General features: G+C 63.6%; 22 protein-coding genes. 8 read left to right on the forward strand and 14 right to left on the reverse strand.

Annotation, left to right across the window (positions count from 1 at the left end; genetic code table 11):
* Positions 1-7: 7 nt before the first annotated feature.
* From rpmG to radC, 3 genes are all read right to left on the reverse strand, one after another.
* Entirely contained in the window at positions 8-163 is a 156-nt protein-coding gene (gene rpmG, locus AC5WNI_RS15445) for a 50S ribosomal protein L33 (protein ID WP_016417370.1), read from the reverse strand.
* Between the two features lie 92 nt (positions 164-255).
* Entirely contained in the window at positions 256-492 is a 237-nt protein-coding gene (gene rpmB, locus AC5WNI_RS15450; RefSeq protein WP_043336270.1) for a 50S ribosomal protein L28, read from the reverse strand.
* 440 nt (positions 493-932) lie between these two features.
* Positions 933-1,607: a RadC family protein gene (radC, locus tag AC5WNI_RS15455; protein WP_043336272.1), complete on the reverse strand. Its 675-nt coding sequence runs from the start codon at positions 1,605-1,607 to the stop codon at positions 933-935.
* Positions 1,608-1,905: 298 nt separating this feature from the next.
* On the opposite strand from radC, the gene coaBC reads away from it, so the two are divergent.
* From coaBC to slmA, 5 genes are all read left to right on the forward strand, one after another.
* Complete coding sequence (coaBC, locus tag AC5WNI_RS15460; protein ID WP_175089692.1) at positions 1,906-3,249, forward strand: bifunctional phosphopantothenoylcysteine decarboxylase/phosphopantothenate--cysteine ligase CoaBC; 1,344 nt, start codon at positions 1,906-1,908, stop codon at positions 3,247-3,249.
* Positions 3,250-3,708, forward strand: coding sequence for a dUTP diphosphatase (gene dut / locus AC5WNI_RS15465; RefSeq protein ID WP_043336274.1), 459 nt, complete (start codon positions 3,250-3,252; stop codon positions 3,706-3,708). It begins immediately after the preceding gene.
* Positions 3,709-3,879: 171 nt separating this feature from the next.
* Positions 3,880-5,262, forward strand: coding sequence for a phosphomannomutase/phosphoglucomutase (locus AC5WNI_RS15470; RefSeq protein WP_175089693.1), 1,383 nt, complete (start codon positions 3,880-3,882; stop codon positions 5,260-5,262).
* 230 nt (positions 5,263-5,492) lie between these two features.
* Positions 5,493-6,410, forward strand: a complete 918-nt coding sequence (gene argB, locus AC5WNI_RS15475) for an acetylglutamate kinase (protein WP_495928557.1) — start codon at positions 5,493-5,495, stop codon at positions 6,408-6,410.
* A gap of 112 nt (positions 6,411-6,522) precedes the next feature.
* Positions 6,523-7,140, forward strand: a complete 618-nt coding sequence (gene slmA / locus AC5WNI_RS15480; protein WP_175089694.1) for a nucleoid occlusion factor SlmA — start codon at positions 6,523-6,525, stop codon at positions 7,138-7,140.
* A 132-nt stretch (positions 7,141-7,272) separates the two neighbouring features.
* On the opposite strand, the gene AC5WNI_RS15485 is transcribed toward slmA, so the two are convergent.
* From AC5WNI_RS15485 to ftsY, 5 genes are all read right to left on the reverse strand, one after another.
* Entirely contained in the window at positions 7,273-9,903 is a 2,631-nt protein-coding gene (locus tag AC5WNI_RS15485) for a putative bifunctional diguanylate cyclase/phosphodiesterase (protein ID WP_175089695.1), read from the reverse strand.
* Between the two features lie 196 nt (positions 9,904-10,099).
* Positions 10,100-10,975, reverse strand: a complete 876-nt coding sequence (rpoH, locus tag AC5WNI_RS15490; protein WP_175089696.1) for an RNA polymerase sigma factor RpoH — start codon at positions 10,973-10,975, stop codon at positions 10,100-10,102.
* A 258-nt stretch (positions 10,976-11,233) separates the two neighbouring features.
* Positions 11,234-12,316 (reverse strand): permease-like cell division protein FtsX, encoded by a 1,083-nt coding sequence (gene ftsX, locus AC5WNI_RS15495; protein ID WP_175089697.1) that lies wholly within the window; start codon positions 12,314-12,316, stop codon positions 11,234-11,236.
* Positions 12,313-12,981, reverse strand: coding sequence for a cell division ATP-binding protein FtsE (ftsE, locus tag AC5WNI_RS15500; protein WP_043336289.1), 669 nt, complete (start codon positions 12,979-12,981; stop codon positions 12,313-12,315). Before ftsE ends, ftsX begins: the two co-directional genes overlap by 4 nt.
* Positions 12,978-14,393 carry a signal recognition particle-docking protein FtsY gene (ftsY, locus tag AC5WNI_RS15505; protein ID WP_438940924.1) on the reverse strand — a complete coding sequence of 472 codons (1,416 nt, stop codon included), beginning with the start codon at positions 14,391-14,393 and terminating at the stop codon, positions 12,978-12,980. The genes ftsE and ftsY overlap by 4 nt, the downstream gene beginning before the upstream one ends.
* A gap of 397 nt (positions 14,394-14,790) precedes the next feature.
* Between ftsY and rsmD the strand changes: the two genes are divergently transcribed.
* Both rsmD and zapB read left to right on the forward strand, forming a co-directional pair.
* Complete coding sequence (gene rsmD, locus AC5WNI_RS15510; protein ID WP_175089699.1) at positions 14,791-15,465, forward strand: 16S rRNA (guanine(966)-N(2))-methyltransferase RsmD; 675 nt, start codon at positions 14,791-14,793, stop codon at positions 15,463-15,465.
* Between the two features lie 182 nt (positions 15,466-15,647).
* Complete coding sequence (gene zapB / locus AC5WNI_RS15515; protein ID WP_175089700.1) at positions 15,648-15,908, forward strand: cell division protein ZapB; 261 nt, start codon at positions 15,648-15,650, stop codon at positions 15,906-15,908.
* Between the two features lie 198 nt (positions 15,909-16,106).
* Here zapB and AC5WNI_RS15520 read toward each other — a convergent pair whose 3' ends face one another.
* The 6 genes from AC5WNI_RS15520 to prfB form a co-directional block, all read right to left on the reverse strand.
* The gene (locus AC5WNI_RS15520; protein ID WP_175089701.1) at positions 16,107-16,625 is read right to left on the reverse strand and encodes a GNAT family N-acetyltransferase; all 519 of its coding nucleotides are present in this window, start codon (positions 16,623-16,625) and stop codon (positions 16,107-16,109) included.
* The gene (locus AC5WNI_RS15525) at positions 16,622-17,590 is read right to left on the reverse strand and encodes a hypothetical protein (RefSeq protein WP_175089702.1); all 969 of its coding nucleotides are present in this window, start codon (positions 17,588-17,590) and stop codon (positions 16,622-16,624) included. The genes AC5WNI_RS15520 and AC5WNI_RS15525 overlap by 4 nt, the downstream gene beginning before the upstream one ends.
* Before the next feature lie 2 nt (positions 17,591-17,592).
* A complete protein-coding gene (locus AC5WNI_RS15530; RefSeq protein ID WP_175089703.1) occupies positions 17,593-17,904 on the reverse strand; it encodes a BolA family protein in 312 nt (103 codons plus the stop codon).
* Between the two features lie 229 nt (positions 17,905-18,133).
* Positions 18,134-18,517 (reverse strand): hypothetical protein, encoded by a 384-nt coding sequence (locus tag AC5WNI_RS15535; RefSeq protein WP_043336300.1) that lies wholly within the window; start codon positions 18,515-18,517, stop codon positions 18,134-18,136.
* A gap of 367 nt (positions 18,518-18,884) precedes the next feature.
* On the reverse strand, positions 18,885-20,423 hold the full coding sequence (gene lysS, locus AC5WNI_RS15540; protein WP_175089704.1) for a lysine--tRNA ligase: 1,539 nt from the start codon (positions 20,421-20,423) through the stop codon (positions 18,885-18,887).
* 164 nt (positions 20,424-20,587) lie between these two features.
* Positions 20,588-21,686, reverse strand: a protein-coding gene (gene prfB, locus AC5WNI_RS15545; RefSeq protein ID WP_175089705.1) for a peptide chain release factor 2 whose coding sequence is annotated in 2 segments (ribosomal slippage) — positions 20,588-21,610 and positions 21,612-21,686 — 1,098 coding nt in all. Because the reading frame shifts where the segments join, the coding sequence is not laid out codon by codon here.
* A gap of 419 nt (positions 21,687-22,105) precedes the next feature.
* On the opposite strand from prfB, the gene AC5WNI_RS15550 reads away from it, so the two are divergent.
* A complete protein-coding gene (locus AC5WNI_RS15550; RefSeq protein WP_175089706.1) occupies positions 22,106-23,731 on the forward strand; it encodes a peptide ABC transporter substrate-binding protein in 1,626 nt (541 codons plus the stop codon).
* The last annotated feature ends 7 nt before the right edge of the window (positions 23,732-23,738 follow it).

A 23,738-nucleotide genomic window follows, 5' to 3' on the forward strand; every position in this document is an offset into this window, starting at 1 on the left:
GACAAGATCACTTGATCTTGGCTTCCTTGTACATCACGTGCTTGCGAACGACCGGATCGTACTTCTTGAATTCAAGCTTGTCCGGAGTGTTACGCTTGTTCTTGTCGGTGGTGTAGAAGTGGCCAGTACCGGCACTTGACACCAGCTTGATCTTGTCACGCATTTTCAGTTTCCTTCCACAGTCGCATTCACCGAGCGATTGAGAGCGTTGCCCTCGGCTCGGTTGCCATTGCTACAGGGGCTGTCTTCTAGTGTTTAGAAGCGCTCGCCACGTGCAGTGAGGTCCTTGAGGACTTCGTCGATACCCTTCTTGTCGATGATGCGCATGCCCTTGGTAGAGACGCGCAGCTTGACGAAACGCTGCTGGGATTCAACCCAGAAACGGTGGGTGTGCAGGTTCGGCAGGAACCGGCGACGAGTCTTGCGCTGGGAGTGAGAAACATTGTTACCAGTCACCGGGCGCTTGCCGGTAACCTGACATACTTTGGACATTGGAGCCTCCAACCGCTGCGTTGGCTAAGTTGTTCAAAACCTGTCGGGCAAACCGGAAGTGGCAGGCGCCGCCTCATGCCCTGATTTCAAAGTGTTTACGTCCGTTCCGGAAGACAAGCTTTCGGGTGCTGGAACGTGCAGGCGCAGCATTTTACCCGAAGAGGAACGTGAAAGCACGTCCTATACGGATTTTTTTCGCCAGCATGCCCGTGCCCGAGGTGTCGCATCGGTACAGACGCTTCTCAGCCAAACGCTTCACTCAGCCAATGTCGGCCAGAGTGGTCGCGAATTCTGTGGTGGGTGATACGGGAGGCGCAACATTACCACAACCAGTGCCCTGGTTTGCAATCCCTGCGCATTTCTCATGCCAGTGGCGACCGCATCTGGCGGGGCTGTGCCGTCATCGAGCACTCAGCGACTCAGCTTCGTGGACGCCTCAGCTACAGCCAGCCGCGCTCGGCAAACGAGACCACCTCGCCGTCCCCGACCACGAAGTGATCCAGCACACGAATATCGAAAAGTCCCAGCGCCTCTTCCAGTCGCTGCGTGATGCGCCGGTCAGCCTCGCTGGGCTCCGCGACGCCAGAGGGATGGTTGTGAGCGAGAATCAGGGCGCCGGCATTGAGCGCCAGCGCCCGCTTGACCACTTCGCGAGGATAGACGGCGGCGGCATCCAGCGTGCCGGTGAAGAGTGTCTCGAAGCGGATGACGCGATGCTGGCTGTCGAGAAACAGCGCGGCAAATACCTCATGCGGCAGGTCGCGCAGATGCGAGGAAAGATAGCGCCGCACCAGCAGGGGCGATGTCAGGGCGGCCCCGCGCATCAACAGGCTCTCCAGATGGCGACGCGACAGCTCAAGCGAAGCCTGCAGCTGCACATACTTGGCGTCACCCAGTCCGCGCGCTGCGCAGAAGTCCTGCTGGGTTGCCTCCAGCAACGGCCTGAGACCGCCGAAGGTGTTCAGCAGGTCGCGCGCCAGATCCACCGCCGAACGCCCTTTTATACCCACGCGCAGAAAGATGGCCAGCAGCTCGGCATCTGACAAGGCCCCTGCCCCTGACGACAACAGTTTCTCACGCGGACGCTCTCCGACCGGCCACTCTCGAATCCCCATGCACTCTTCTCCCATCCCCTGCCGCCCGAATGGCTGACAGTCCAAAGCATGAGAAGCGTGGTCACATGCGGTCTCTTTCGCCATCGCGAGCATCAACGCTTGCCGCCCTGAGGGCCTGCGTCTGGTCCCTGCATGCCATCAGATGACAGCCCCGCCCCATGAAGCGAGCGCTCGCATGGACCAAAGCGACACTCGGCGTCGCGGGCCAGCGGCGCTACGCAAGGTTGCATCACGGTGATATGGTAGAGGGCAAACGCGCGAGCGTAGCAATCGACGCATCAGGGACGCAGGACACACCATGCATTCACTCGCCGGAAGGCGCATTCTGCTGGGCATCAGTGGCGGCATCGCGGCCTACAAGGCCGCTCTGATCACCCGCCTGTTGAAAAAGGCGGGCTGTGAGGTGCGCATCGCCATGACCGAAGGAGCTCAAGCCTTCATTACACCGCTGACCTTGCAGGCGTTGTCGGGCAATTCGGTGCATACCTCCCTGCTGGACCCCGAGGCCGAGGCCGGCATGGGGCATATCGAGCTGGCCCGCTGGGCGGAGGTCATCCTGATCGCGCCCGCCACCGCCGACCTGATGGCCCGCCTGGTGCATGGCCATGCCGATGATCTGCTCACTACCCTGTGCCTGGCCAACAGCGCGCGCTGGGTAATGGCCCCGGCGATGAATCAGGCCATGTGGGCGCACCCCGCCACCCAGCGCAATGCCCGCCAGCTCAGTGCCGATGGCTGGGCGCTGCTCGGCCCGGCCAGCGGCGAACAGGCCTGTGGCGACGTGGGAGCGGGCCGCATGCTGGAGCCGGAAGAGATCGTCGCGGCGCTGGGCGATCTCATGCGCCAGAGCGACCCCAGCGGCCAGAGCAATGAGATGTCATTGCCGGCCGCAGGCCTGACGGTGACCATCACCGCCGGCCCGACCCGCGAGCCACTGGACCCGGTGCGCTACCTGAGCAACCACAGCTCCGGCAAGATGGGCTATGCGCTGGCCGCAGAGGCCGCGGCGCTGGGCGCCAGCGTGCGCCTGATCAGTGGCCCGGTGGCACTGACGACCCCGACTGGCGTCGAGCGCATCGATGTCGAATCCGCGCTGGACATGCAGGCCGCCGCCGAGGCGGCCGCCGGCGAGAGCGACCTCTTCATCGGCTGCGCGGCAGTCGCCGACTTCCGCCCGGCCACGGTCGCCGACCACAAGCTCAAGAAGCAGTCAGGCGAAGAGCAGATGCAGGTCACGTTGATCCGCAATCCGGATATCATCGCCGGCATCGCCGCCCAGACGCAGGCACGCCGCGCCGCCGGCCAGCGGGCGCCACTGGTGATCGGCTTCGCCGCCGAGACCCGCGATGTGATGCGCTATGCACGCGACAAGCTCGCGCGTAAACAGCTCGACATGATCGTCGCCAATGATGTGAGCACGCCTGGCCTTGGCTTCGGCAGCGACAGCAATGCCGCCACCCTGCTGTGGCAACCGCTCGATCAGAACACGCAACACGAACAGGCCATCGCGGCCTGTCCCAAGACGGAACTGGCGCGCGCGATTCTGAAGCGCGCCCTGGCACTCCATCAGCACAGGGTCAGCCTCGACCCTGCCATCCAGACCGTTACACCGACTGTCACCGACGATCAGGAAGCACCTTAGATGACCCGCCCCCGGCTCGAACTCAAGATTCTCGACGAGCGCGTTCGCGATTACCCGCTGCCGCATCACGCCACTCCCGGCAGCGCCGGCATGGACCTGCGCGCACTGCTCGACGCGCCGCTGACCCTGGCGCCGGGCGCCTGTGAGCTGGTGCGCACAGGGCTGGCGATCCATATCGCCGACCCCGCGCTGGCCGGCATGATCCTGCCGCGCTCCGGTCTGGGGCACAAACACGGCATCGTGCTGGGCAATCTGGTCGGACTGATCGATTCCGACTATCAGGGCGAACTGATGATCTCGGTCTGGAACCGCGGCGAGAGCGAGTTCGTGCTGGAACCCGGCGAGCGTCTGGCACAGTACGTGCTAGTGCCAGTGGTACAGGCGGAGCTGGTGGAAGTCTCTGAATTCGAGGCCAGCCAGCGCGGCGAAGGCGGCTTCGGCCACTCCGGTCGCCACTGATTGCCCCGTCATGCCACAGGGCAGCCGAGCGGCAGGCTCGCACCGGCTGCCGGGCTTCCGGTCACAAGGAAGCCCGGCAGATTTCCACACTGATCGTCATGCAGCGATAGCGTTCGAGACGCATGACGCCTCAAGCGACTTCACGATTGATTCAACCGACAGGGATGCACCATGAGTCAGGTACCCGCTTCAATTTTCCGCGCCTACGATATCCGTGGCATCGTGGATGAGACCCTCACCGAAGACGGCGTGCGCGCCATCGGCCAATCCATCGGCAGCGAAGCCGCGGCACGCGGTGAATCTACCGTCGTGGTCGCGCGCGACGGCCGTCTCTCCGGCCCGCGCCTGTCCAAGGCGCTGATCGCGGGTCTGCGCGATGCCGGCCGTGATGTCGTCGACATCGGCATGGTGCCGACACCGGTGCTCTACTACGCCACCAATATCCTGGAAGGCACACGCTCCGGCGTGATGCTGACCGGCAGCCACAACCCGGCCAACTACAACGGTCTGAAGATCGTGCTGGCCGGCGAGACCCTGTCCGGCGACACCATCACCGACCTCTATCGTCGCCTGCAGGAAGGCGATCTGGCGCAAGGCGAAGGCAGCCTGCGTGAAGAGGACGTGCGTGAGCGCTATCTGGAGCAGATCACCGGTGATGTGGTCGTCAAGCGTCCGCTCAAGGCCGTGGTCGATTGCGGCAACGGCGTGGCCGGCGAGCTGGGCCCGGAGCTGATCCGCCGCCTGGGCGTCGAAACCGTGCCGCTGTTCGAAGAGATCGACGGCAACTTCCCCAATCACCACCCGGACCCGGGCAAGCCGGAAAACCTGCAGGACCTGATCAAGACCATGCAGGAAACCGGCGCGGACATCGGCCTGGCCTTCGATGGTGACGGCGACCGTCTCGGTGTCGTGACGCCCAAGGGTGAGATCCTCTACCCGGACCGCCTGATGATGGCGCTCTCGGAAGACCTGATCGAACGCGTACCGGGCGCGCGCATCATCTTCGACGTCAAGTGCACCGGCAATCTGGCGACCGTGATCGAGAAGGCCGGCGGCACACCGGAAATGTGGCGCACCGGCCACTCCTTGATCAAGGCACGCATGAAGGAAACCGGCGCGGCACTGGCCGGCGAGATGAGCGGCCACATCTTCTTCAAGGAGCGCTGGTTCGGCTTCGATGACGGCATCTACGGTGCCGCGCGCCTGCTGGAAATCCTCGCCAAGCAGGATGTCGATGCCGACACCTTCTTCGCCCGCTTCCCGCAGGACCTCGGCACCCCCGAGATCAATGTGGAAGTGACCGACGAGAACAAGTTCGCTATCGTCGAGCGACTGGCCAGTGAAGGCGACTTCGGCAGCGATGGTGTCAAGACAACGCTGGACGGCATTCGTGTCGACTACGCCGATGGCTGGGGCCTGTGCCGCGCCTCCAACACCACCCCGATGCTGGTGCTGCGCTTCGAAGGCAAGTCGGAAGCCGCACTGGAGCGCATCAAGGACAGCTTCCGCGCTGCGCTCAAGCAGGCCGAGCCGAGCCTCCAGGCACCGTTCTGATCCCGCATTGGCTCGCCATCGACAGGATGGCATGAGTCGCAACGGGGCGGCGGTCTACCGCTTGATCGCCGCCCTTGTCTTGCCAGGCACTGCAGCCGCTCATCCGGGCGCATCAGGTGCCTGAAGCAACCGATTTGCATGACAGCGCGCACCGCGCGTGCTGAAAGACCGTTTCGAGTGACAGTGTCCGGACTCTCTTTCCGGACCATTTTCTGTGGAGTGATACGCTGATGAGCCACGCCAACCGCGACCCGCATCAGGTGGTCGAGGTCCTGTCCGAAGCCCTGCCCTATATCCAGCAGTTCTCGGGCAAGACCGTGGTGGTCAAGTACGGCGGCAACGCCATGACCGAAGAAGCCTTGATCGACTCCTTCGCTCGCGACATGGTGTTGATGAAGGAAGTCGGCATCAATCCGGTGGTCGTGCATGGCGGCGGCCCGCAGATCGGCGCGCTGCTCGAGAAGCTGAACATCGAATCGCGCTTCGTCGATGGCATGCGCGTCACGGATTCCGAGACCATGGACGTGGTCGAGATGGTGCTGGGCGGCCTGGTCAACAAGGGCATCGTCAACCTGATCAACCAGAGTGGCGGCAAGGCCATTGGCCTGACCGGGAAGGACAGCGGTCAGATTCGCGCCCGCCAGCTCAAGGTCAGCGGCCAGGCACCGGGCATGAATGCCTCTGAAATCATCGACATTGGTCATGTCGGTGAAGTCGAACATGTCTCCACGGACCTGATCGAACTGCTGACACGCAACGATTTCATTCCCGTCATCGCGCCCATCGGGGTCGATGCCGAGGGCCGCAGCTACAATATCAATGCCGACCTGGTCGCCGGCAAGGTCGCCGAGGCACTGGGCGCGGAGAAATTGATGCTGCTGACCAACGTGGCTGGCCTGATGAACGCACAAGGCGAAGTCATGACCGGCCTGACCACCGAGGCGGTGGATGGCCTGATCGAGGATGGCACCATCTACGGTGGCATGCTGCCCAAGATCAGCTGTGCACTGGACGCCGTGAAGCAAGGCGTGCGCAGTGCCCACATCATCGATGGCCGCGTGCCACATGCGACCCTGCTGGAAATCTTCACCAATGCCGGGGTCGGCACGTTGATCAGCAACGCGGAAGCGGACACTGACAAGGCGTAAGGTGACAAGCCGGGGCTCGGCCCCGGTATTTCGCGCGAGGCAAGCGACACGCCTCAGGACACGGACCCGCCCGTAGCACACTGCTGCAGGCCGCGATAAACGACAAGATTCCATGACGCAGGCGAATCCAAAACAATCACGTCGCGAACAGATCCTCCAGGCACTCGCCCTGATGCTGGAAGAGGACAGCGGCAAACGCATCACGACTGCAGCACTGGCACGACAGGTCGGTGTCTCGGAGGCGGCGCTCTATCGTCACTTCCCCAGCAAGGCGCGCATGTTCGAAGGACTGATCGAATTCATCGAGAGCACGCTGTTCGAGCGTATCGCGCTGATCATTCAGGACAACGACACCGCGCATGCCAGGGTGCACCACATCCTGAGCCTGCTGCTGGGCTTTGCCGAGAAGAATCCGGGCCTGTGTCGTCTCCTCAACGGTGATGCCCTCACCGGCGAGACGGCACGCCTGCGCACGCGCATGGCGCAGCTGTTCGAGCGCCTCGAGACGCAGATCAAGCAGGTACTGCGCGAAGCCGAACCTCGCGAAGGACTGCGACCGGCCATCACCGTCACGGCAGCGGCCAACCTGCTGATGGCATGTGCGGAAGGCCGCATCGGCCAATACGTGCGCAGCGACTATCGCAAGCGCCCGACCGAGCACTGGGAAGACCAGTGGCAGCTGCTGAGCCGCGACCTGCTGCTGAGCAGTCAGGAGCGCATTGCCGTCTGAGAGGCCTTGCCTGGCGCGTATGAGCCGCACCAGAACGAATGCCCCGCCTGCAGTCATTGCAGGCGGGGCATTTTTCCAGGTCAGGCCATCTCATGTCACGACCTGGAGAGGCCGGATTGCACGGACGGCCCCTCAGGCGTTGACGCTGAAGCGCTCCAGTATGGCCTCGGCGGACATCGGCCGCGCCAGCAAGTAGCCCTGGTAGGTATCACAGCCCAGACGCTTTAGCTCCTCGAACTGCACATCCGTCTCGACTCCCTCGGCGACGATCTCATGACCCAGCGAGTGCCCCAGGCTGATCACGGCACCGACCAGCTGGATGGCCTGCTGATTGGGGCAGCGGATACCGCCATCAGAGCCGGCGACCGCATCCATCTTCATCACGAAGCTGCGGTCGACCTTGAGCACATCCAGCGGCAGGGATGACAGATAGGACAGCGACGAATAGCCCTGCCCGAAGTCATCCAATGCCACACGTACCCCCAGCTCACGCAGCGCGCCGAGCACGGCAAGCCCCCCTTCCATGTCCTGGATCAGCAGCGTCTCGGTCACCTCGACTTCCAGCCGGGTCGGTGACAGCTTCTGGCTTTCCAGCACGCCGAAGACTTCATTCTCGTAGCCCGAGGTCAGCTGGCGCGCCGACAGATTGACCGCCATGCGCGGCATGTGAAGGCCGGCTTCCTGCCAGCGCACCATCTGGGCACAGGCCTCCTCGAGCACGAAACGCCCGAGGCGGAAGATCAGGCCGGTCTCCTCGGCCAGCGGAATGAACTGGGCTGGCGAGATCATGCCCAGCTCCGGGTGCTGCCAGCGCAGCAGCGCCTCGACACCCTGCAGCTCACCATGACTATCCAGCTGCGGCTGGTAATGCAGATAGAGCTGCTCGCTGCCGATGGCTTGACGCAGATCCTGCTCCAGCGTCATGCGCGAGGCGACATGCTTGTCCAGCGAGGACTCCCAGCGCAGCGCATGATCGCCGCGCGACTTGGCGTGATAGAGCGCCACATCGGCATTCAGCATCAGCGCCTGGGCATCGCCATTGGTCTCGGACAGCACATACCCTGCCGTCAGACTGATGATCAGCGGGCGCCCCAGAATCGTGAAGGGACGCTCGACCTTCTGCTGGATCTTGTCCACCACCTGCGCCGGATCACCATTGCCATGCGGCAGATAGAGGCCGAACTCATCGGCCCCCAGACGCGCCACCAGACCGCCCGGCGGCAGCAGACGGCGCAGACGCTCGCCGACCGCGACCAGCAGCTGGTCACCGGCTTCATGGCCCAGGCCATCGTTGACGGTCGAGAAACGGTCAATGTCGGCGTAGATCATCAAGCCACCCGCCGCGACACGCTCATCGGCCGCCGCCATGAAAGCCTTGCGGTTATAGAGTCCCGTCAGGGCATCATGGCGCGCCAGGAAATCGAGCTGACGCTCGGATTCCTTGTGCGCACTGATGTCGAGCAGCAGGCCTTCCCAGTAGCGCACGCCATCCTCGCCCTCGATCATCACGCTGCGATCAAGCACCCAACGCTCATGGTCGGCGATGATGCGGAAGACCTGCTCATGGCGCATCTGCGCGCACATCGCCCAGTGGCGAGCGGCGCTGACGGACTGACGGTCTTCCTGATGGATCAGCTCGGTCAGGGTGATGCCGGCCCCGACAAGCGATTCGGCCGAGCGGCCGAACAGCTCGGCCGAGCCGTTGCTGATGAAGGTCAGCACTCCGGTGTTGACCTCGATGCGATACACCACGCCCGGCAGGTTATCCATCAGCGTCACCAGGGTGCGAGAACGCGCCGTCATCGACTCGAGCGCCCCCTCCAGCTCATCATGACGCTCAGCGCGCTTGCGCTCTGCACGCGCCACCACGACCACCAGCACGACCAGGAAGATGCCGCCGAGCAGCATGCCGAACCAGATACGATGCCACCACAGCCACCACAGGCTGGAGATCGGCTGACTCACGACGCTGAACAGCTTGAGCGGTGCGATATAGCTACCCGCCGCCATGCGCGGCTGGCCGTCGAAGCCCGGCACATGGTAGCGACGCACACCACGCTCGGAGATGTACTTGCCCATGTTGGCCATCGAGGACAGCGGCAGCTTGCCGGTCACGCCCAGCGCATGCTCCTGGGGGCTCGAGAACAACAGCAGGCCGTTGGTGGAAAACAGACGCAGGCGCTGTCCATCATCGGAATTCGGGTTGGCCAGCAGGCTACGTGACTCGGAGAAATCCAGGCAGCCGATCAGCAGCCAGGACATGCCTTCGATATCCATATGCCGATAGAACGGCAAGCCTGGCTGACCGGATGCCAGCGGCAGTGCGGAGCCGAACAGCAGGCTGCTGCGTCCGGGCAGCGCCTGGGCTTCCGGCTGGGTCAGCTGCCAGCTGCAACTGCGCCCCACGCCGATCTGACGCAGGCTGCTGCCGCGGTAATCGGCAAACGGCACCACCATCAGCGAGACCAGAGAAGGATGACGACCCAGCGCGCTATCCAGCGAGCCACGCCACAGCTCCTTGCCTTCACTGCCCAACACGCGCTCCAGCACCATCATCTCGCGTGAGACATTGGCGATCAGCTGCTCGGTGGAGATATGCAGCTGGGTATCCAGCAGCTCCAGGCGACGCATTTCCTGTTCACGCACATCAAACCATTGGCTGGCCAGAAACAGGCCACCCAACACCACCATCAAGGCCGCATTGAGCCCAAAGATTCGCCACAGCGAATGTGTGCCATTGACGTGCGAGGAAATCGGGTCCACGGGGCCACCAGTAGAAATGTTTCATGTCTTAGTGTGACAGAATGAAACATTGTGTTGCACTGTTCAACCAATAACGACGGATTCCTCGGGATCCACTCTCCCTCAACGAAAATGCCCCACCGGGAAACCCGGCGGGGCATTTTTCACGTGACAGCGAGCCGGAAGGTCATGGGCTCATGCCATGGGGCCATCAGACTCAGGCAGCGAAGCCTTCGCTCATGTCACCCATTGATTCACGCAGCTTCTTCATCGCGTTCTTCTCGAGCTGACGGATACGCTCGGCAGAGACGCCATAGATGTCAGCAAGCTCGTGCAGAGTCGACTTGTTGTCACTCAGCCAACGCTGCTGGAGGATGTCGCGCGAGCGCTCATCCAGTGCCGCCAGTGCCTTGAGCAGACGATCGTGGGAGTCGTCTTCCAGGTCCTGCTGTTCCACCTGGGCAGCCGGATCGAGGCTGTGATCTTCCAGATAGTTGGCCGGCGCCTGATAGGCCGAGCTTTCGTCATCGCTGGGGCCGGCATCGAAGCCAGCATCGTGGGCGGAGAGACGGCTTTCCATCTCACGCACCACGGAAGGTTTGACGTCCAGATCGCCTGCGATGGCATCCACTTCATCGTTGTTCAACCAGGCGAGGCGCTTCTTTGCGCCACGCAGGTTGAAGAACAGCTTGCGCTGAGCCTTGGTGGTCGCGACCTTCACGATGCGCCAGTTACGCAGCACGAACTCGTGGATCTCGGCCTTGATCCAATGCACGGCAAAGGAGACGAGGCGCACGCCCTGATGCGGATCGAAACGCTTGACCGCCTTCATCAGACCGACGTTACCTTCCTGGATCAGGTCCGCCTGCTGCAAGCCATAGCCGCTGTAGCTGCGCGCGATGTGCACGACGAAGCGCAGGTGCGACATGACGAGTCGACGGGCCGACTCCAGATGATTCTCTTCATGCAACCGCAGGGCCAGCTCATGCTCTTCTTCGGCAGTAAGCACAGCGATACGGTTCACCGACTGAATATAGCCGTTTAGATCTTGACCCGGTGACAGGTGGCCAAGTGGCTGAAGACTGGTGCTCATAGTGCAGATGTCTCCATGGTTGCCTAACACGCATGCAAGTAGTGAGACTGTGAAGGTTGGGACAGGTTCCCGTCAATAGCTGTACATGACGTGTACAATTGTCATGACGAGTAGCACTTCGTAACGCTGTCGGGTGTGTGGTGCGTTTAACCACCCACCAGCCCCCTTCACTGACGCCCGACGTGAATGTTGTCAGAACGTAACTGTTGACCTTCCTGGGCAGAAATAATGGCTGAAAACCGCGAAAAATAATCGGAATCAGCGCGGAGAAATACTCGCCAGATGACGTCCGACCGCGATCCAGGCCCCTATCCAGCCCAATATTGTACTCGAAAACAGCAGCGTGGCACCCCCTGCAATGCCCAGCGCGGGCAACACATAGTTGCCGCCATAACTTTGTACAAGAGCCGTCACGGGTGCCGCCAGCCAGTTGCCGCCAAGCGCCAGGATCCCGCAGGCCAGCAGCCCCCCCCCCAGACCGTACCAGGCACCGCTGTAGAGGAAGGGACGCCGCACGAAGGCGTGGGTCGCCCCGATCAGCGTCACGACCTCGATCTCCTGGCGGCGACTCTCCACGGACAGGCGGATGGTATTGCCCACCACCAGCAACACGCCCAGCCCGAAGAGTAGCGCGAGACCCAGCGTCACTTTCTGACCCAGCTCACCCAATTGACGCAGACGCTCGAGCCATGCCAGGTCCAGGCGTGCGCTGGCGACACCCGGCTCGCTCTCGAGACGCGTGGCCAGGGCACGGACAGACTCCGGCGTGGTGTCCAGTGGCGTGATGACGATGCTGGCCGGCAAGGGGTTGTCATCCAGCAGGCTCAGTGAGCGCTTGAGGTCCAGCGCCTGGGCGAATTCCTGCATGCCCTCGGCGGCGGTGATCAGACGCACTCCTCCGACACCGGCGGCGTCGCGCAGCGAGTCCGACAGCGTCAGCGCCTGGCTCTCATCGACCGAGGTTTCGAGATAGAGGGTGAGCTGAGCGCTGTCATTGAGTTCATTATCGAGCAGGCGCGCGCTGTCCAGTGCCAGCCACAGCGCCGCCGGCAACGTCAGCGCGATGGCGATGGCCAGCATGGTCAGCAGGCTGGCGATGGGCGCGGCCAGCAGGCGGCGTGCGCTGTCGCGCGCCATGGCAGCGTGATGACGCAGCCAGCTGCGATAGCGGCTCTCGACCGAGACACGACTGGAGCGCGCGCCCTTGCGCGCTGCACGCTCGGCGGCCTCCGACGATTCAGGCGCCTGCGCGGCGGCCTTGCGGGCACGCGTCTCGGCGCGGGACTGACCACGCTCGCGTGAAGAAGAGGGGGAATCGTTGCGGGAACGCGGGGGACTCATCGGGCATCCTTGTCGGCGATCAGACGACCATCGGACAGCTCCAGCGTGCGATGGTGCAGACGGGCGATCAGCGCCAGATCGTGACTGGCAATCATCACCGTGGTTCCGATGCGATTGAAGTCCTCGAACAGACGCATGATATCGGCGGACAGTGCCGGGTCCAGATTGCCGGTCGGCTCATCGGCCAGCAGCAGCGCGGGCTTGTTGACCACGGCGCGCGCGATGCCGACCCGCTGCTGCTCACCACCGGACAGCTCGATCGGCAACGCCTTCTCGCGATGCAGCAGACCGACCTTGTCGAGCGCCGCCCGCACCCGCCGTGCCTGTTCACGCGGCGGCACCCCCTGGATCATCAGCGGCAGGGCCACGTTGTGGAAGATGTTGCGGTCGGTCAGCAGCTGGTGGTCCTGGAAGACCACGCCGATCTGGCGGCGGTAATACGGCACCTGGGAGGTATGCAGCCGCCCGATATCATGCCCCGCCACCAGAATGCGCCCACGCGAGGGGCGCTCGAGGAGCATGATCAGCTTGAGCAACGAGCTCTTGCCGGCACCGGAATGGCCTGTCAGAAAGACCATCTCGCCACGCTCGACCCTGAAGTCGAGCCCGGCCAGTGCATCGAAGCGCCCTCCATAGCGCTTGCCGACATGCTCGAAGGCAATCATGCCTCGCGCGACTCGGCGTCGGCCTCTTCGCTTGCCTCATCGCCCGCGCGTGCGAACAGGGCACTGACGAAGTCATCGGCCGCGAAGGGACGCAGGTCATCGACACCTTCCCCGACACCGATATAGCGGATCGGCAGATTGAGCTGCTTGGCCAGCGCGAAGATGATGCCGCCCTTGGCGGTCCCATCCAGCTTGGTCAGCGTAAGGCCCGTGATGTTGACCGCTTCATGGAAGGTGGAGGCCTGTGACAGGGCGTTCTGCCCGGTACCGGCATCCAGTACCAGCATCACCTCGTGAGGCGCGGACACATCCAGCTTGGCCATCACGCGCTGCACCTTCTTGAGCTCTTCCATCAGGTGGCTCTTGTTGTGCAGGCGGCCCGCGGTATCGGCGATCAGGATATCGACGTTGCGCGCCTTGGCGGCTTCCAGAGCGTCATAGATGACCGAGGCACTGTCGGCGCCGGTATGCTGAGCGATGACCGGCACCTTGTTGCGCTCGCCCCACACCTTGAGCTGCTCGACCGCCGCGGCGCGGAAGGTATCGCCCGCCGCCAGCATCACGCTGCGGCCCTGGCTCTGATAGCGCTTGGCCAGCTTGCCGATGGTGGTGGTCTTGCCGACGCCGTTGACACCGATCATCAGGATCACGAAGGGGCCGCTGCCCTTGGCCGGCAGCTCCAGGTCCTTGGCGACCGGTGCCAGCATCACGCGCAGCTCTTCCTGCAGCGCTTCATAGAGCGCCTGCGGCTCCTTCAATTCCTTGCGCGAGATGCGCGCGGTCAGGTTGTCGATGATCTCGGTGGTCGCCTCGATGCCCACGTCTGCCATCAGCAGCTGGGTCTCGAGGTCTTCCATCAGCTCATCATCGATCTGCTTCTTGCCGAGGAACAGGCTGGCGACGCCTTCGGTCAGATTGGCGCGCGTCTTGCCAAGGCCGGCCTTGATGCGCGCGAAGAAGCCACGACGTGGCTTTTCGCGCCCGTCGCGGGCCGTTTCACGCGCCTCGTCGTCCTCGACCACGGCGTCTGCGCCAGCGGCGGCAGCCTCGGCGGCACGTGCCTCTTCTTCCTGGCGAGCCTGTTCCAGCGCGGCCTGCTCTTCGGCCTCGATGGCGGCCAGCTGCGCGGCGGCCTGACGCTCTTCTTCCTCGCGAGCCGCGATACGCGCCTCTTCGGCACGCGCTTCACTGGCGGCTTCTTCCGCACGGGCCTGAGCGGCCTGTTCGGCAGCGATACGCTCGGCCTCTGCCTGAGCGGCCTGCTCGGCAGCCAGACGCTGTGCCTCTTCCCGGGCGGCCTTTTCGGCGGCGACGCGTTCTGCAGCGGCCTGCTCCTGGGCGATGCGCTCGGCTTCGTCTCGGGCGGCCTGTTCCTGAGCGGCCTGCTCCTGCGCTGCGCGTTCCTGCGCGATGCGCTCGGCTTCAGCTTCGGCTCTCTGCTCTTCGAGCCTCTGAGCCTCGGCCTGCTGATCTTCGACCTTCTGAGCCTCGTCCCGAGCGGCCTCTTCACCGGCAAGGCGCTCTGCCTCTACCTTCTCGGCCTCGAGACGCTTCGCCTCGAGCCGCGCTGCCTGCTCGGCATCGGCTTGCTCGTGAGGCGTGGCGTCTTGTGTCTGTTCAAGAGCCTGTTGCTCGAGGGCCTGCTGCTCGGAGGCTTTCTGCTCCTGAGCCTTGTGTTTCTTGCGCTTGAAAAAACCGAACATGGCGAGACAGTCCTGAACTCGTGAAAGTGGCGTCATCCTACCATCCCTTCGGGGCTGAAGGTACGCACCGCGCGGCATCCGGCGTCGCACATGCTAGACTCGCGGCATGAAAAAACGCGCATCCTCCCAAGGCCCCGCACGGGGCAGATCCAACGCGCCCTCGCGCGCTGACAAACAGAGCGGCAAGCGTGGCCAGGCCGCCGGTGGGCCAGGTCGCCTGCGCATCATCGGCGGGCGCTTCAAGCGCCGCCTGCTCAACGTGATCGACGCACCGGGCCTGCGCCCGACACCCGACCGCGTGCGTGAGACGCTCTACAACTGGCTGGGCTTTCATGTCGGCGGCGCCCGCGTGCTTGACCTCTACGCCGGCAGCGGCGCGCTGGGCCTCGAGGCGCTGTCGCGTGAGGCGGCGCATGTCACCTTCGTGGAACGCGACAGCCGCGTCGCGCGTGCGCTCGAAGCCAATCTCGCGACCCTCGCCAACGGTGACAGTCTGCCAACACAGGTGGTGACCGGCGATGTCCTGCACTGGCTCGAGACGGCCACTCCCGCCGCGGGCGGCATGGATCTGGTGCTGCTCGATCCGCCCTTCCGGCTCGAGCTGGCCGCCGCGAGCTGCGCACTGCTCGAAGCGCATGGCTGGCTGAGCGATGACGCCATGATCTATCTGGAAGTGGAATCCGGCCTCGGCCCCGTGGTGCCCGCCAACTGGCAGCTGCACCGGGAAAGCCGTGCCGGCGACAGTCATGGCCGCCTGTATCGGCGCCATCCGCCCGCCTGAGCCACCTTCCCACTTGTGTCGACTCAGGCGGCGTCGTAGTCTGCCTGCAGGCGGGTATCGCTGCGCCATCCGGCAAGGATTCCCGACATGGCCGATATTCATCGCACCAGCATTTACCGTATATCTTTACCGCCCTCAACGAACCCCCTCGGGCCACGACCGTGACTCGACAAGGAGATAGCATGAGCACCGAACTCTTTACCCAACTTGAGCAGAAAGTCGGCCAGGCCATCGACAGCATCGAGATGCTGAAGATGGAAGTCGAAGAGCTGAAGGAAGAGAACCAGCGCCTGACCGAAGCCAAGACAGGTCAGGGCGAAGAGCTGGAGCAGCTGCGCCAGACCAACGCTCAACTGCAGGAAGAGCGTGAGCAGTGGGCGAGCCGTCTGGAAGCGCTGGTCGCACGCTTCAGCGAGACCGAGAGCGAAACCCAGAGCGCCTGATGCTCCCGCGTGTCCTGAGCGCTGGGCCGCGTGAACATGCACTCTTGAACAATGACTCTTGAACAGGAGCGCTTGAACAAGAGTGCATGAACAGGGCCTCATGAAAACGCCGCCGACAGGAGACTGTCAGCGGCGTTTTCGTATCGGTGCCAGCACCAGAGTTGTCGTCGGAACCCAGGGTTGCGCTGGATACGGCTCTCACATCAGCGGCAGCGACATGAGCCAGGCATCTTCACGCCCGCCATCCACCATCGGGTAGTAGCCCTTGCGCACTCCATCCCGGGTGAAACCGACTTTCGCGTAGAGAGCTGCGGCGGCGGCATTGCTGGCGCGTACCTCCAGCAGCAGACGCTCAAGCCCCGAGTCACGTTGCCAGTCACGCGCCTGCGCGATGGCGGCGGCCAAAAGGCGTGCACCAACGCCCTGCCCGCGCTGCGCGGCGTGCACGGTGATCGCCTCGATCTCGGCCTCGAAGGGCCCGCGCGCCAACACCACGAAGCCGATCAACTCTGCAGTCGGCGTCTCACCGTCCGACGGCTCACAGGCCTGCCACCAGGCGCCCAGCACACAGCGCGCGTCATCGTTGAGCACATCGATCAGCTGTGACTGGCTCAGGCCGTGTGCCTGGCTGGCCTCGATGGCCTCCAGCGCCGTCAGGGTCGCTTGATCATCGGCCAGCTCACGCAGCTCGAGGCACCGAGAAACTGGCCCGCTCATGAGGCGTCCGTCTGCGGCGATGCCGACTGCCACTCGCGTCCCCAGCGGATCAACAGCGGCCACAGTTTGCGCTTGGCCTCACTGGAGCGCGCCAGCGCCGACAACGCAGGCCCCTGCCAGACCGGCAGGTTCAGCAGGCTGGTAGTCGCCTCGCCGCGCTCGGAGGTAGAGATACCGAGCACCTCGTGCAGCGTCTGGCTTGCCTCATCATTGCCGAAGATCAACAGCCGCTCCGGCTGCCAACCACGACGCGCCGGGCCACTCAGGAAGGCTTGCAATCCTTCGCGGGCTTCCTCGAGTGGCGCACTGGCCTTGAGATGGGGCAGCAGCGGCCAGCGGAAGTGGCTGAAGGTGAGCCCTGATGCCGTCTCGATACCGGCAGCGCGCCACAACGCCTTGAGCAAGGCCTCCCCTTCCAGGTGCGGTGCCTCGTCGCCGGGCAGCATGATCAACCAGCGTCCTTCCAGCGCCGCCAGCTGAACGCTGAAGCGCAGTGGCGGCTTGTCTGCCGCTGGCGGTGTCACTGCCTCATCTACTGCCGGCGCCTCGGCCGAGACCTGCGTCGGCGGCGTGCCCCACGAGGCGGTGCTGCTGGTCTCGGCAGCGCCGGACGTCGGCGAGGCCGCAGCGGGGGCTTCGACCGCCGCCGGCGCCATGCCCAGCAAGGCGCGTGCACTCGAGGCCGGAGAAGGCCCTGGCGGGCGTGGCACAGCGCTGCCGGCCATGCCGCCAGCCTGAGCGGAGGAGCCATGGCTGGCATCCGCCGTCTGGTGGGCAGCAGGCGGACGCGGCGCCTCATCGATCAGCGCGTGCAGGCGCGCCTGGGGCGCGACCGCCTCCGCCGCTTGCGGTTCGGGCCAGTCACACGCCTGGGTGGGCAAGGCATTGGGCAGCTGATAGCGACCGACCCAGGCGGTCAGTCCCATCGCGTCCAGATATTGCAGGCGTTGCGGTTCAGGGGTCATGGTCAGTGCTTGCCGCCGCCCAGACAGTTGGGGGAGTTTGGAATCTCGCCGCCGCGTGCCGCCCACTCCTGCGCGGTGTACAGGTGCAGTGCCAGTGCATGTACCGGGCCATCCAGCTCTTCGCTGAGCAAGGCATACAGCTGCTGGTGACGCTTGACCCGCGACAGGCCGCTGAAGCGATCGCTGACCAGGGTCACCTTGAAGTGGGTCTCGGAGTTGGCCGGCACGCTATGCATATGGCTCTCGTTGACGACTTCGACCATCAACGGGTCAAGCGTCGCGAGCTTGGTGTCTATCTGGGTCTGGATGCTCATGCGCAATCTCCTTGAAGGGGGGAAGCCGCACGACGGGCATGCGGAAAATTGAGGGTGACGATGCGATCGCCACAACGCAAATGGCCTCGGGCATTTTGCCCGAGGCCATTGTAGCGTCTGTCGCCATCACTGACAGTCATTGCTGACGGCGCTTGCTGACAGCTCTTGCGAAAAGTGCGGCGACGGCGCCCATCACGCGCCTGACGATCTGCACGAGCATGACAGAGGGTCAGTCCAGATCGGCCAGCAGCTCGTCATCGACTTCGCTGACTTCCAGCGGTGCCTCGTCGTCCAGGTCAACCGCCAGATAGCTGTGCTCGACGGTCAGGAAGCGCTCGAAGAGTGCCTTGTCCATCGGCTCCGGCCAATGGCGGGTGTCTTCTTCCCAGGCGCGCAGCTCGCTCTCCAGCACGTCCAGCCAGCGCTCGGAGACGAAGCCGTCCAGCGCCTCACGCGTGTCCATCTCGGGAATCAGGTAGACGGTGCTCTCCTGATTGACATCCTCCAGCGCCAGATCCTCACCTCCCTCGCCTTCGGATTCCAGCGAGTTGATCCAGTCGACAAACGCCTGGGTCGGCTTGACGCTCAGGGCGGAACGGTTAAGCAGCTTCATTCTGCACTCTCCAGGACATTCAGGGACAATTCCGAGACAGGACACACCGTGGATGGCAGCGCCGCTCAGAAAGCAGGCACGCGATGCGGGTGAGCCTCGAGGCGTCCAGCGCGTCACCCTGGCAGTGCCAGGGCGCCAGCAGACTGGACGCCGACCATTATGGCCGCTCGCGGGCAACAAAGCCAAGCGCCACCTTGCCTCATCGGCACCGATCATGCCCCGCGGGGCACTCGTCGTCCGTCATTCGTGTGAGCCAGAGACCACAACGCCCCCGATCAGGGATCGGAGGCGTTGTGGGTGCCACCAGCGTGGCCCATCACGATGGCGCATCACGCCGACACATCATGAGGGGCTGGCGGCCTGCTGCTCAGCCCTGCTGCGGACGCATGGCCGGGAACAGCAGCACGTCGCGGATGGAGGCGCTGTCGGTCAGCAGCATCACCAGACGGTCGATGCCGATGCCTTCACCGGCGGTCGGCGGCATGCCGTATTCCAGCGCGCGCACGTAGTCGGCGTCATAGAACATGGCTTCGTCATCACCGGCGTCCTTCTCGGCCACCTGGGCCTGGAAGCGTTCGGCCTGGTCTTCGGCGTCGTTGAGCTCCGAGAAGCCATTGGCGATCTCGCGGCCACCGACGAAGAACTCGAAGCGATCGGTCACGTGCGGGTTGGCATCGTTGCGGCGCGCCAGCGGGCTGACTTCGGCCGGATATTCGGTGATGAAGGTCGGCTGGTCGAGACGGTGCTCGGCGACGGCTTCGAAGATCTCGGTCTCGAGCTTGCCCAGCCCCCAGATCGGCTTGACCTGGATACCGAGACGCTCCGCCGTGGCGCGGGCGGCGTCGTAATCTGCCAGGTCAGCTTCGGTGATGCCATCGCCGTACTTGATGATCGACTCGCGCATGGTCATCTGGATGAACGGCTGGCTCAGGTCGTACTCGCTGCCCTGACAGGTGATCTGCGTGGTGCCGAGCACTTCCTGGGCGGCAGTGCGGATCATGTCTTCGGTGAGCGCGATCAGGTCACGGTAGTCCGCGTAGGCCCAGTAGAACTCGAGCATGGTGAACTCGGGGTTGTGACGCGTCGACAGCCCTTCGTTGCGGAAGTTGCGGTTGATCTCGAACACGCGCTCGAAGCCACCCACCACCAGACGCTTGAGGTACAGCTCCGGCGCGATGCGCAGGTACATTTCCATGTCCAGCGCATTGTGGTGCGTGATGAACGGACGTGCGGTCGCGCCACCCGGGATCTGCTGCAGCATCGGCGTCTCGACTTCCATGAAGCCGCGATCGCTGAGGAAGCGACGGATGGAGGCGACGATGCCGGCACGCAGCGCGAAGGTACGGCGTGACTGCTCGTTCATGATCAGGTCGACATAACGCTGGCGGTAGCGCATTTCCTGATCGGACAGACCGTGGAACTTGTCCGGCAGCGGACGCAGGTTCTTGGTCATCAGCTGGGCGCTTTCGATCATGACGTACAGATCGCCCTTGCCAGATTTGTGCACCGGGCCACTGGCACCGACGATGTCACCGATATCCCAGCTCTTGATGTCCTCGAGCAGCGCTTCCGGCAGGCCCTTCTTGTCGACGTAGAGCTGAATCTGGCCGGAGACTTCCTGCAGCACGATGAAGGGGCCACGTTTGCGCATGATACGCCCGGCGACGGCGGCCTTGCGGTCCAGCGTCTCCAGCTCGGCCTTGTCCTTCTCGCCCAGCTCTTCCATCAGGTCAGCGGCGAGGCTGTCACGACGGAAATCATTCGGGAAGGCACTCTTGCCTTCGGCGGCGGCCTGCTCGCGGCGGGCGTTCAGCTTGGCGCGACGTTCGGCGATCAGACGGTTCTCTTCCTGAGCCTGTTCGGCGGCCTGCTGCTCATCAATGGCGGGGGTCTGCTCTGTCGACATGGAGGGGCCTGTCTCGTGTCAAAGGGTCATGGCCTGGGCCACGACAGATCATGATCAGCCTGACGGTAGTGACCATCAGTGCTGACCGCGATACGGGGATTCGTGGCCTCCGCCGGCGATACCGACGGAGGCGAATAGGCACTGGGCCGCGAGGGTACTCGCGCTCAGAGCCCCATCTTGAGGCTGGCGACGATGAAGTCATCGAGGTCGCCGTCGAGCACCTTGTCACAGTTGCTCGACTGGACGCTGGTCCGCAGGTCCTTGATGCGCTGGTCATCGAGGACGTAGGAGCGGATCTGGCTGCCCCAGCCGATATCGGACTTGGAGTCCTCGAGTTCCTGCTTGGCGGCGTTGCGCTTCTGCATCTCGGCTTCGTAGATACGCGCCTTCAGCATCTTCATGGCGCGGTCACGGTTGGAATGCTGGCTACGCTCGGTCTGGCAGGCCGCCACGATGCCTGTCGGCACGTGGGTGATACGTACCGCGGAGTCGGTGGTGTTGACGTGCTGACCACCGGCGCCGGAGGAGCGGTAGGTATCGGTGCGCAGGTCGGCCGGGTTGATGTCGATCTCGATGTTGTCATCGATTTCCGGCGACACGAACACGGACGCGAACGAGGTGTGACGACGGCCGCCGGAGTCGAAGGGACTCTTGCGGACCAGACGGTGCACGCCAAGCTCGGTGCGCAGCCAACCGAAGGCGTAATCACCCTCGACGTGGATGGTCGCGGACTTGATGCCGGCGACTTCACCGGCGCTCGCCTCGACGATCTCGGTCTTGAAACCGTGATGCTCGGCCCAGCGCAGGTACATGCGCAGCAACATGTTGCCCCAATCCTGCGCTTCGGTACCGCCGGAGCCTGCCTGGATGTCGAGGTAGGCGTTGTTGGCGTCCATCTCACCCGAGAACATGCGGCGGAACTCGAGCTTCTCGAGACTGGCCTTGAGCTGGTCCAGCTCGCGGACGACTTCGTCCACGGTGCCTTCGTCCTCTTCCTCGACCGCCATTTCCAGCAGATCGGAGCAGTCGGACAGACCGTTGCTCATGTCGTCGAGGGTCTTGACGATCAGCTCCAGCGACGCACGCTCCTTGCCGAGCTTCTGCGCGTAGTCCGGGTCATTCCAGACATCCGGATTCTCGAGCTCGCGAGTGACTTCCTCTAGCCGATCCTGCTTTTCGGCATAGTCAAAGGTACCCCCTCAGGACTTCTGCCCTTTCGGACAGGTCCTTGATGAGGTTGGTGATCGGATTGATCTCTTGCATGGTCGTCCTGTCTTGAGGCGATGATGCGTGAATGGGTGCGCGGCGATCCTGTCGCAAGCGACGGGCTCCGCTACATGCCACCCGGAGGTGCATGTGCAGATCGACAGCGCGCAAAGCCCGATATTGTAGCCATTTCCCGGCGTGCCGACCATGCCCGGTTCATCATCCGTGGCCAGCTGGCCAGCGACGGTTCTCGGCTGCCAGACATGCCGCCCATCAGCGGGCAGGCGACGAATACGACCAAAGTCATTCAAACGTCCGTCAGCCTCGAATGGCCCGATTTTCCGCGCCTTGCATGACGTTTATCGAATGCATGCATAAGCCATCCATTTTTTAACATGGACAGCGGGCAGGAAAAGATTCGATGGTAGAAGGCGACACTGGTGTCACCCCTAACAACAATAGCGAGCCTCCCTATCATGGCACGACTGCACTCCCCCTCTCACACCCCCGCACTGCCCAGACGCTTCGCGCTCAAACGCCTGGCAGGTTCTCTGCTGCTGGCCGGGGGCATCGTCGCCTCCCAGGGCATCATGGCCGACACGCTCAAGCTGGCGATCATGGGCGAACCGGCCTCGCTGGACCCGCAGCAGATTTCCGGCACCTGGGAAAATGACGTGGTGGGCGACCTCTTCGAGGGGCTGGTCACTGAAGCCGCCGATGGCGAGCGCATCCCCGGTGCGGCCGAGTCATGGCAGATTTCCGACGATGGCAAGACCTACACCTTCACGCTGCGCCAGGACGGCAAGTGGTCAGACGGTGAGCCGGTGACCGCCGAGGACTTCGTGTACGCGCTCAAGCGCATCATGACGCCGGAAAATGCCTCGGATTACGCCTACATCCTGTATCCGATCAAGAATGCCAAGGCCATCAACAGCGGCGAGGCCGAGCCGGACACCCTCGGCGTGCGTGCCGTGGATGATCACACCCTCGAGATCACCCTCGAGCGTCCGACGCCCTACTTCCTGGATCAGCTGTCGCACTACACCGCCTACCCGCTGCCGAAACATGTGGTGGAGAAGTACGGCAAGGACTGGACCGACCCCGGCAAGATGGTTTCCAACGGTGCCTTCGAGCTGAGCGAGTGGCAGCCGCAGACCCGCATCGTCGCGCTCAAGAATCCTGAGTTCCACGATGCCAATGAGGTCGCGCTGGATGAGGTGATCTACTACCCCATCGAGGAGCGCAACAGCGCCCTGAAGCGCTTCCGCGCCGGCGAGATCGACATCGCGCGCGAATTCCCGACCCAGCAATACGGCTGGCTGAAGGACAACCTGCCGGACGCCACCCACGTCGCGCCCTACCTGGGCATCTACTACTACGTGCTCAACTCGCGCGATGGCCATGCCACGGCAGACCCGCGCGTGCGTGAGGCGCTCAACCTCTCCATCCGCCGCAACGTCATCACCGACAAGATCCTCGGCACCGGCGAAGTGCCGGCCTACAGCTTCGTGCCCACCGGCGTGAACCATTACGACATCCAGGAAATGGCCTTCAAGGACATGTCGATGGATGAGCGCATGCAGAAGGCCAGGTCCCTGATGGAAGACGCCGGCTATGGCCCGGACAACCCGCTGGAGCTGACCTTGCGCTACAACACCAGCGAAGACCACAAGAAGGTGGCCATCGCCGCCGCCGCGATGTGGAAGCCGCTGGGCGTGAAGGTCAATCTGCTGAACGCCGAAGTCGCGGTGCACTACGAGGACATGCGCCAGGGCAAGTTCGATGTCGGCCGCGCCGGCTGGATCGGCGACTACAACGACGCCCAGAACTTCCTCAACCTGCTGGAAAGCGGCGTGCCCAACAACTACGGCGCCTATTCCAACAGTGCGCTGGATGACGACATGCAAGAGGCTGCCAATACGCTCGACATGGAGGATCGCGAGGCACTGATGCAGGACGCCGAGCGCAAGGCGCTGGATGACTACGCAGTGCTGCCGATCTACTACTACGTGTCGCGCAATCTGGTGAACCCCAAGCTCAACGGCTGGCAGGACAACATCGAGGATACCCACCGCTCGCGCTGGGTCTCGTTCTCCGAGTGAGGCAAGC

Source organism: Cobetia sp. PDI-12MA (assembly GCF_059507695.1).

What these genes read in the sequence shown, in the direction of transcription:
- rpmG (WP_016417370.1), bottom strand. Translation starts at nt 163, where the DNA reads ATGCGTGACAAGATCAAGCTGGTGTCAAGTGCCGGTACTGGCCACTTC.
- rpmB (WP_043336270.1), bottom strand. Translation starts at nt 492, where the DNA reads ATGTCCAAAGTATGTCAGGTTACCGGCAAGCGCCCGGTGACTGGTAAC.
- radC (WP_043336272.1), bottom strand. Translation starts at nt 1,607, where the DNA reads ATGGGGATTCGAGAGTGGCCGGTCGGAGAGCGTCCGCGTGAGAAACTG.
- coaBC (WP_175089692.1), top strand. Translation starts at nt 1,906, where the DNA reads ATGCATTCACTCGCCGGAAGGCGCATTCTGCTGGGCATCAGTGGCGGC.
- dut (WP_043336274.1), top strand. Translation starts at nt 3,250, where the DNA reads ATGACCCGCCCCCGGCTCGAACTCAAGATTCTCGACGAGCGCGTTCGC.
- AC5WNI_RS15470 (WP_175089693.1), top strand. Translation starts at nt 3,880, where the DNA reads ATGAGTCAGGTACCCGCTTCAATTTTCCGCGCCTACGATATCCGTGGC.
- argB (WP_495928557.1), top strand. Translation starts at nt 5,493, where the DNA reads ATGAGCCACGCCAACCGCGACCCGCATCAGGTGGTCGAGGTCCTGTCC.
- slmA (WP_175089694.1), top strand. Translation starts at nt 6,523, where the DNA reads ATGACGCAGGCGAATCCAAAACAATCACGTCGCGAACAGATCCTCCAG.
- rpoH (WP_175089696.1), bottom strand. Translation starts at nt 10,975, where the DNA reads ATGAGCACCAGTCTTCAGCCACTTGGCCACCTGTCACCGGGTCAAGAT.
- ftsX (WP_175089697.1), bottom strand. Translation starts at nt 12,316, where the DNA reads ATGAGTCCCCCGCGTTCCCGCAACGATTCCCCCTCTTCTTCACGCGAG.
- ftsE (WP_043336289.1), bottom strand. Translation starts at nt 12,981, where the DNA reads ATGATTGCCTTCGAGCATGTCGGCAAGCGCTATGGAGGGCGCTTCGAT.
- rsmD (WP_175089699.1), top strand. Translation starts at nt 14,791, where the DNA reads ATGAAAAAACGCGCATCCTCCCAAGGCCCCGCACGGGGCAGATCCAAC.
- zapB (WP_175089700.1), top strand. Translation starts at nt 15,648, where the DNA reads ATGAGCACCGAACTCTTTACCCAACTTGAGCAGAAAGTCGGCCAGGCC.
- AC5WNI_RS15520 (WP_175089701.1), bottom strand. Translation starts at nt 16,625, where the DNA reads ATGAGCGGGCCAGTTTCTCGGTGCCTCGAGCTGCGTGAGCTGGCCGAT.
- AC5WNI_RS15525 (WP_175089702.1), bottom strand. Translation starts at nt 17,590, where the DNA reads ATGACCCCTGAACCGCAACGCCTGCAATATCTGGACGCGATGGGACTG.
- AC5WNI_RS15530 (WP_175089703.1), bottom strand. Translation starts at nt 17,904, where the DNA reads ATGAGCATCCAGACCCAGATAGACACCAAGCTCGCGACGCTTGACCCG.
- AC5WNI_RS15535 (WP_043336300.1), bottom strand. Translation starts at nt 18,517, where the DNA reads ATGAAGCTGCTTAACCGTTCCGCCCTGAGCGTCAAGCCGACCCAGGCG.
- lysS (WP_175089704.1), bottom strand. Translation starts at nt 20,423, where the DNA reads ATGTCGACAGAGCAGACCCCCGCCATTGATGAGCAGCAGGCCGCCGAA.
- AC5WNI_RS15550 (WP_175089706.1), top strand. Translation starts at nt 22,106, where the DNA reads ATGGCACGACTGCACTCCCCCTCTCACACCCCCGCACTGCCCAGACGC.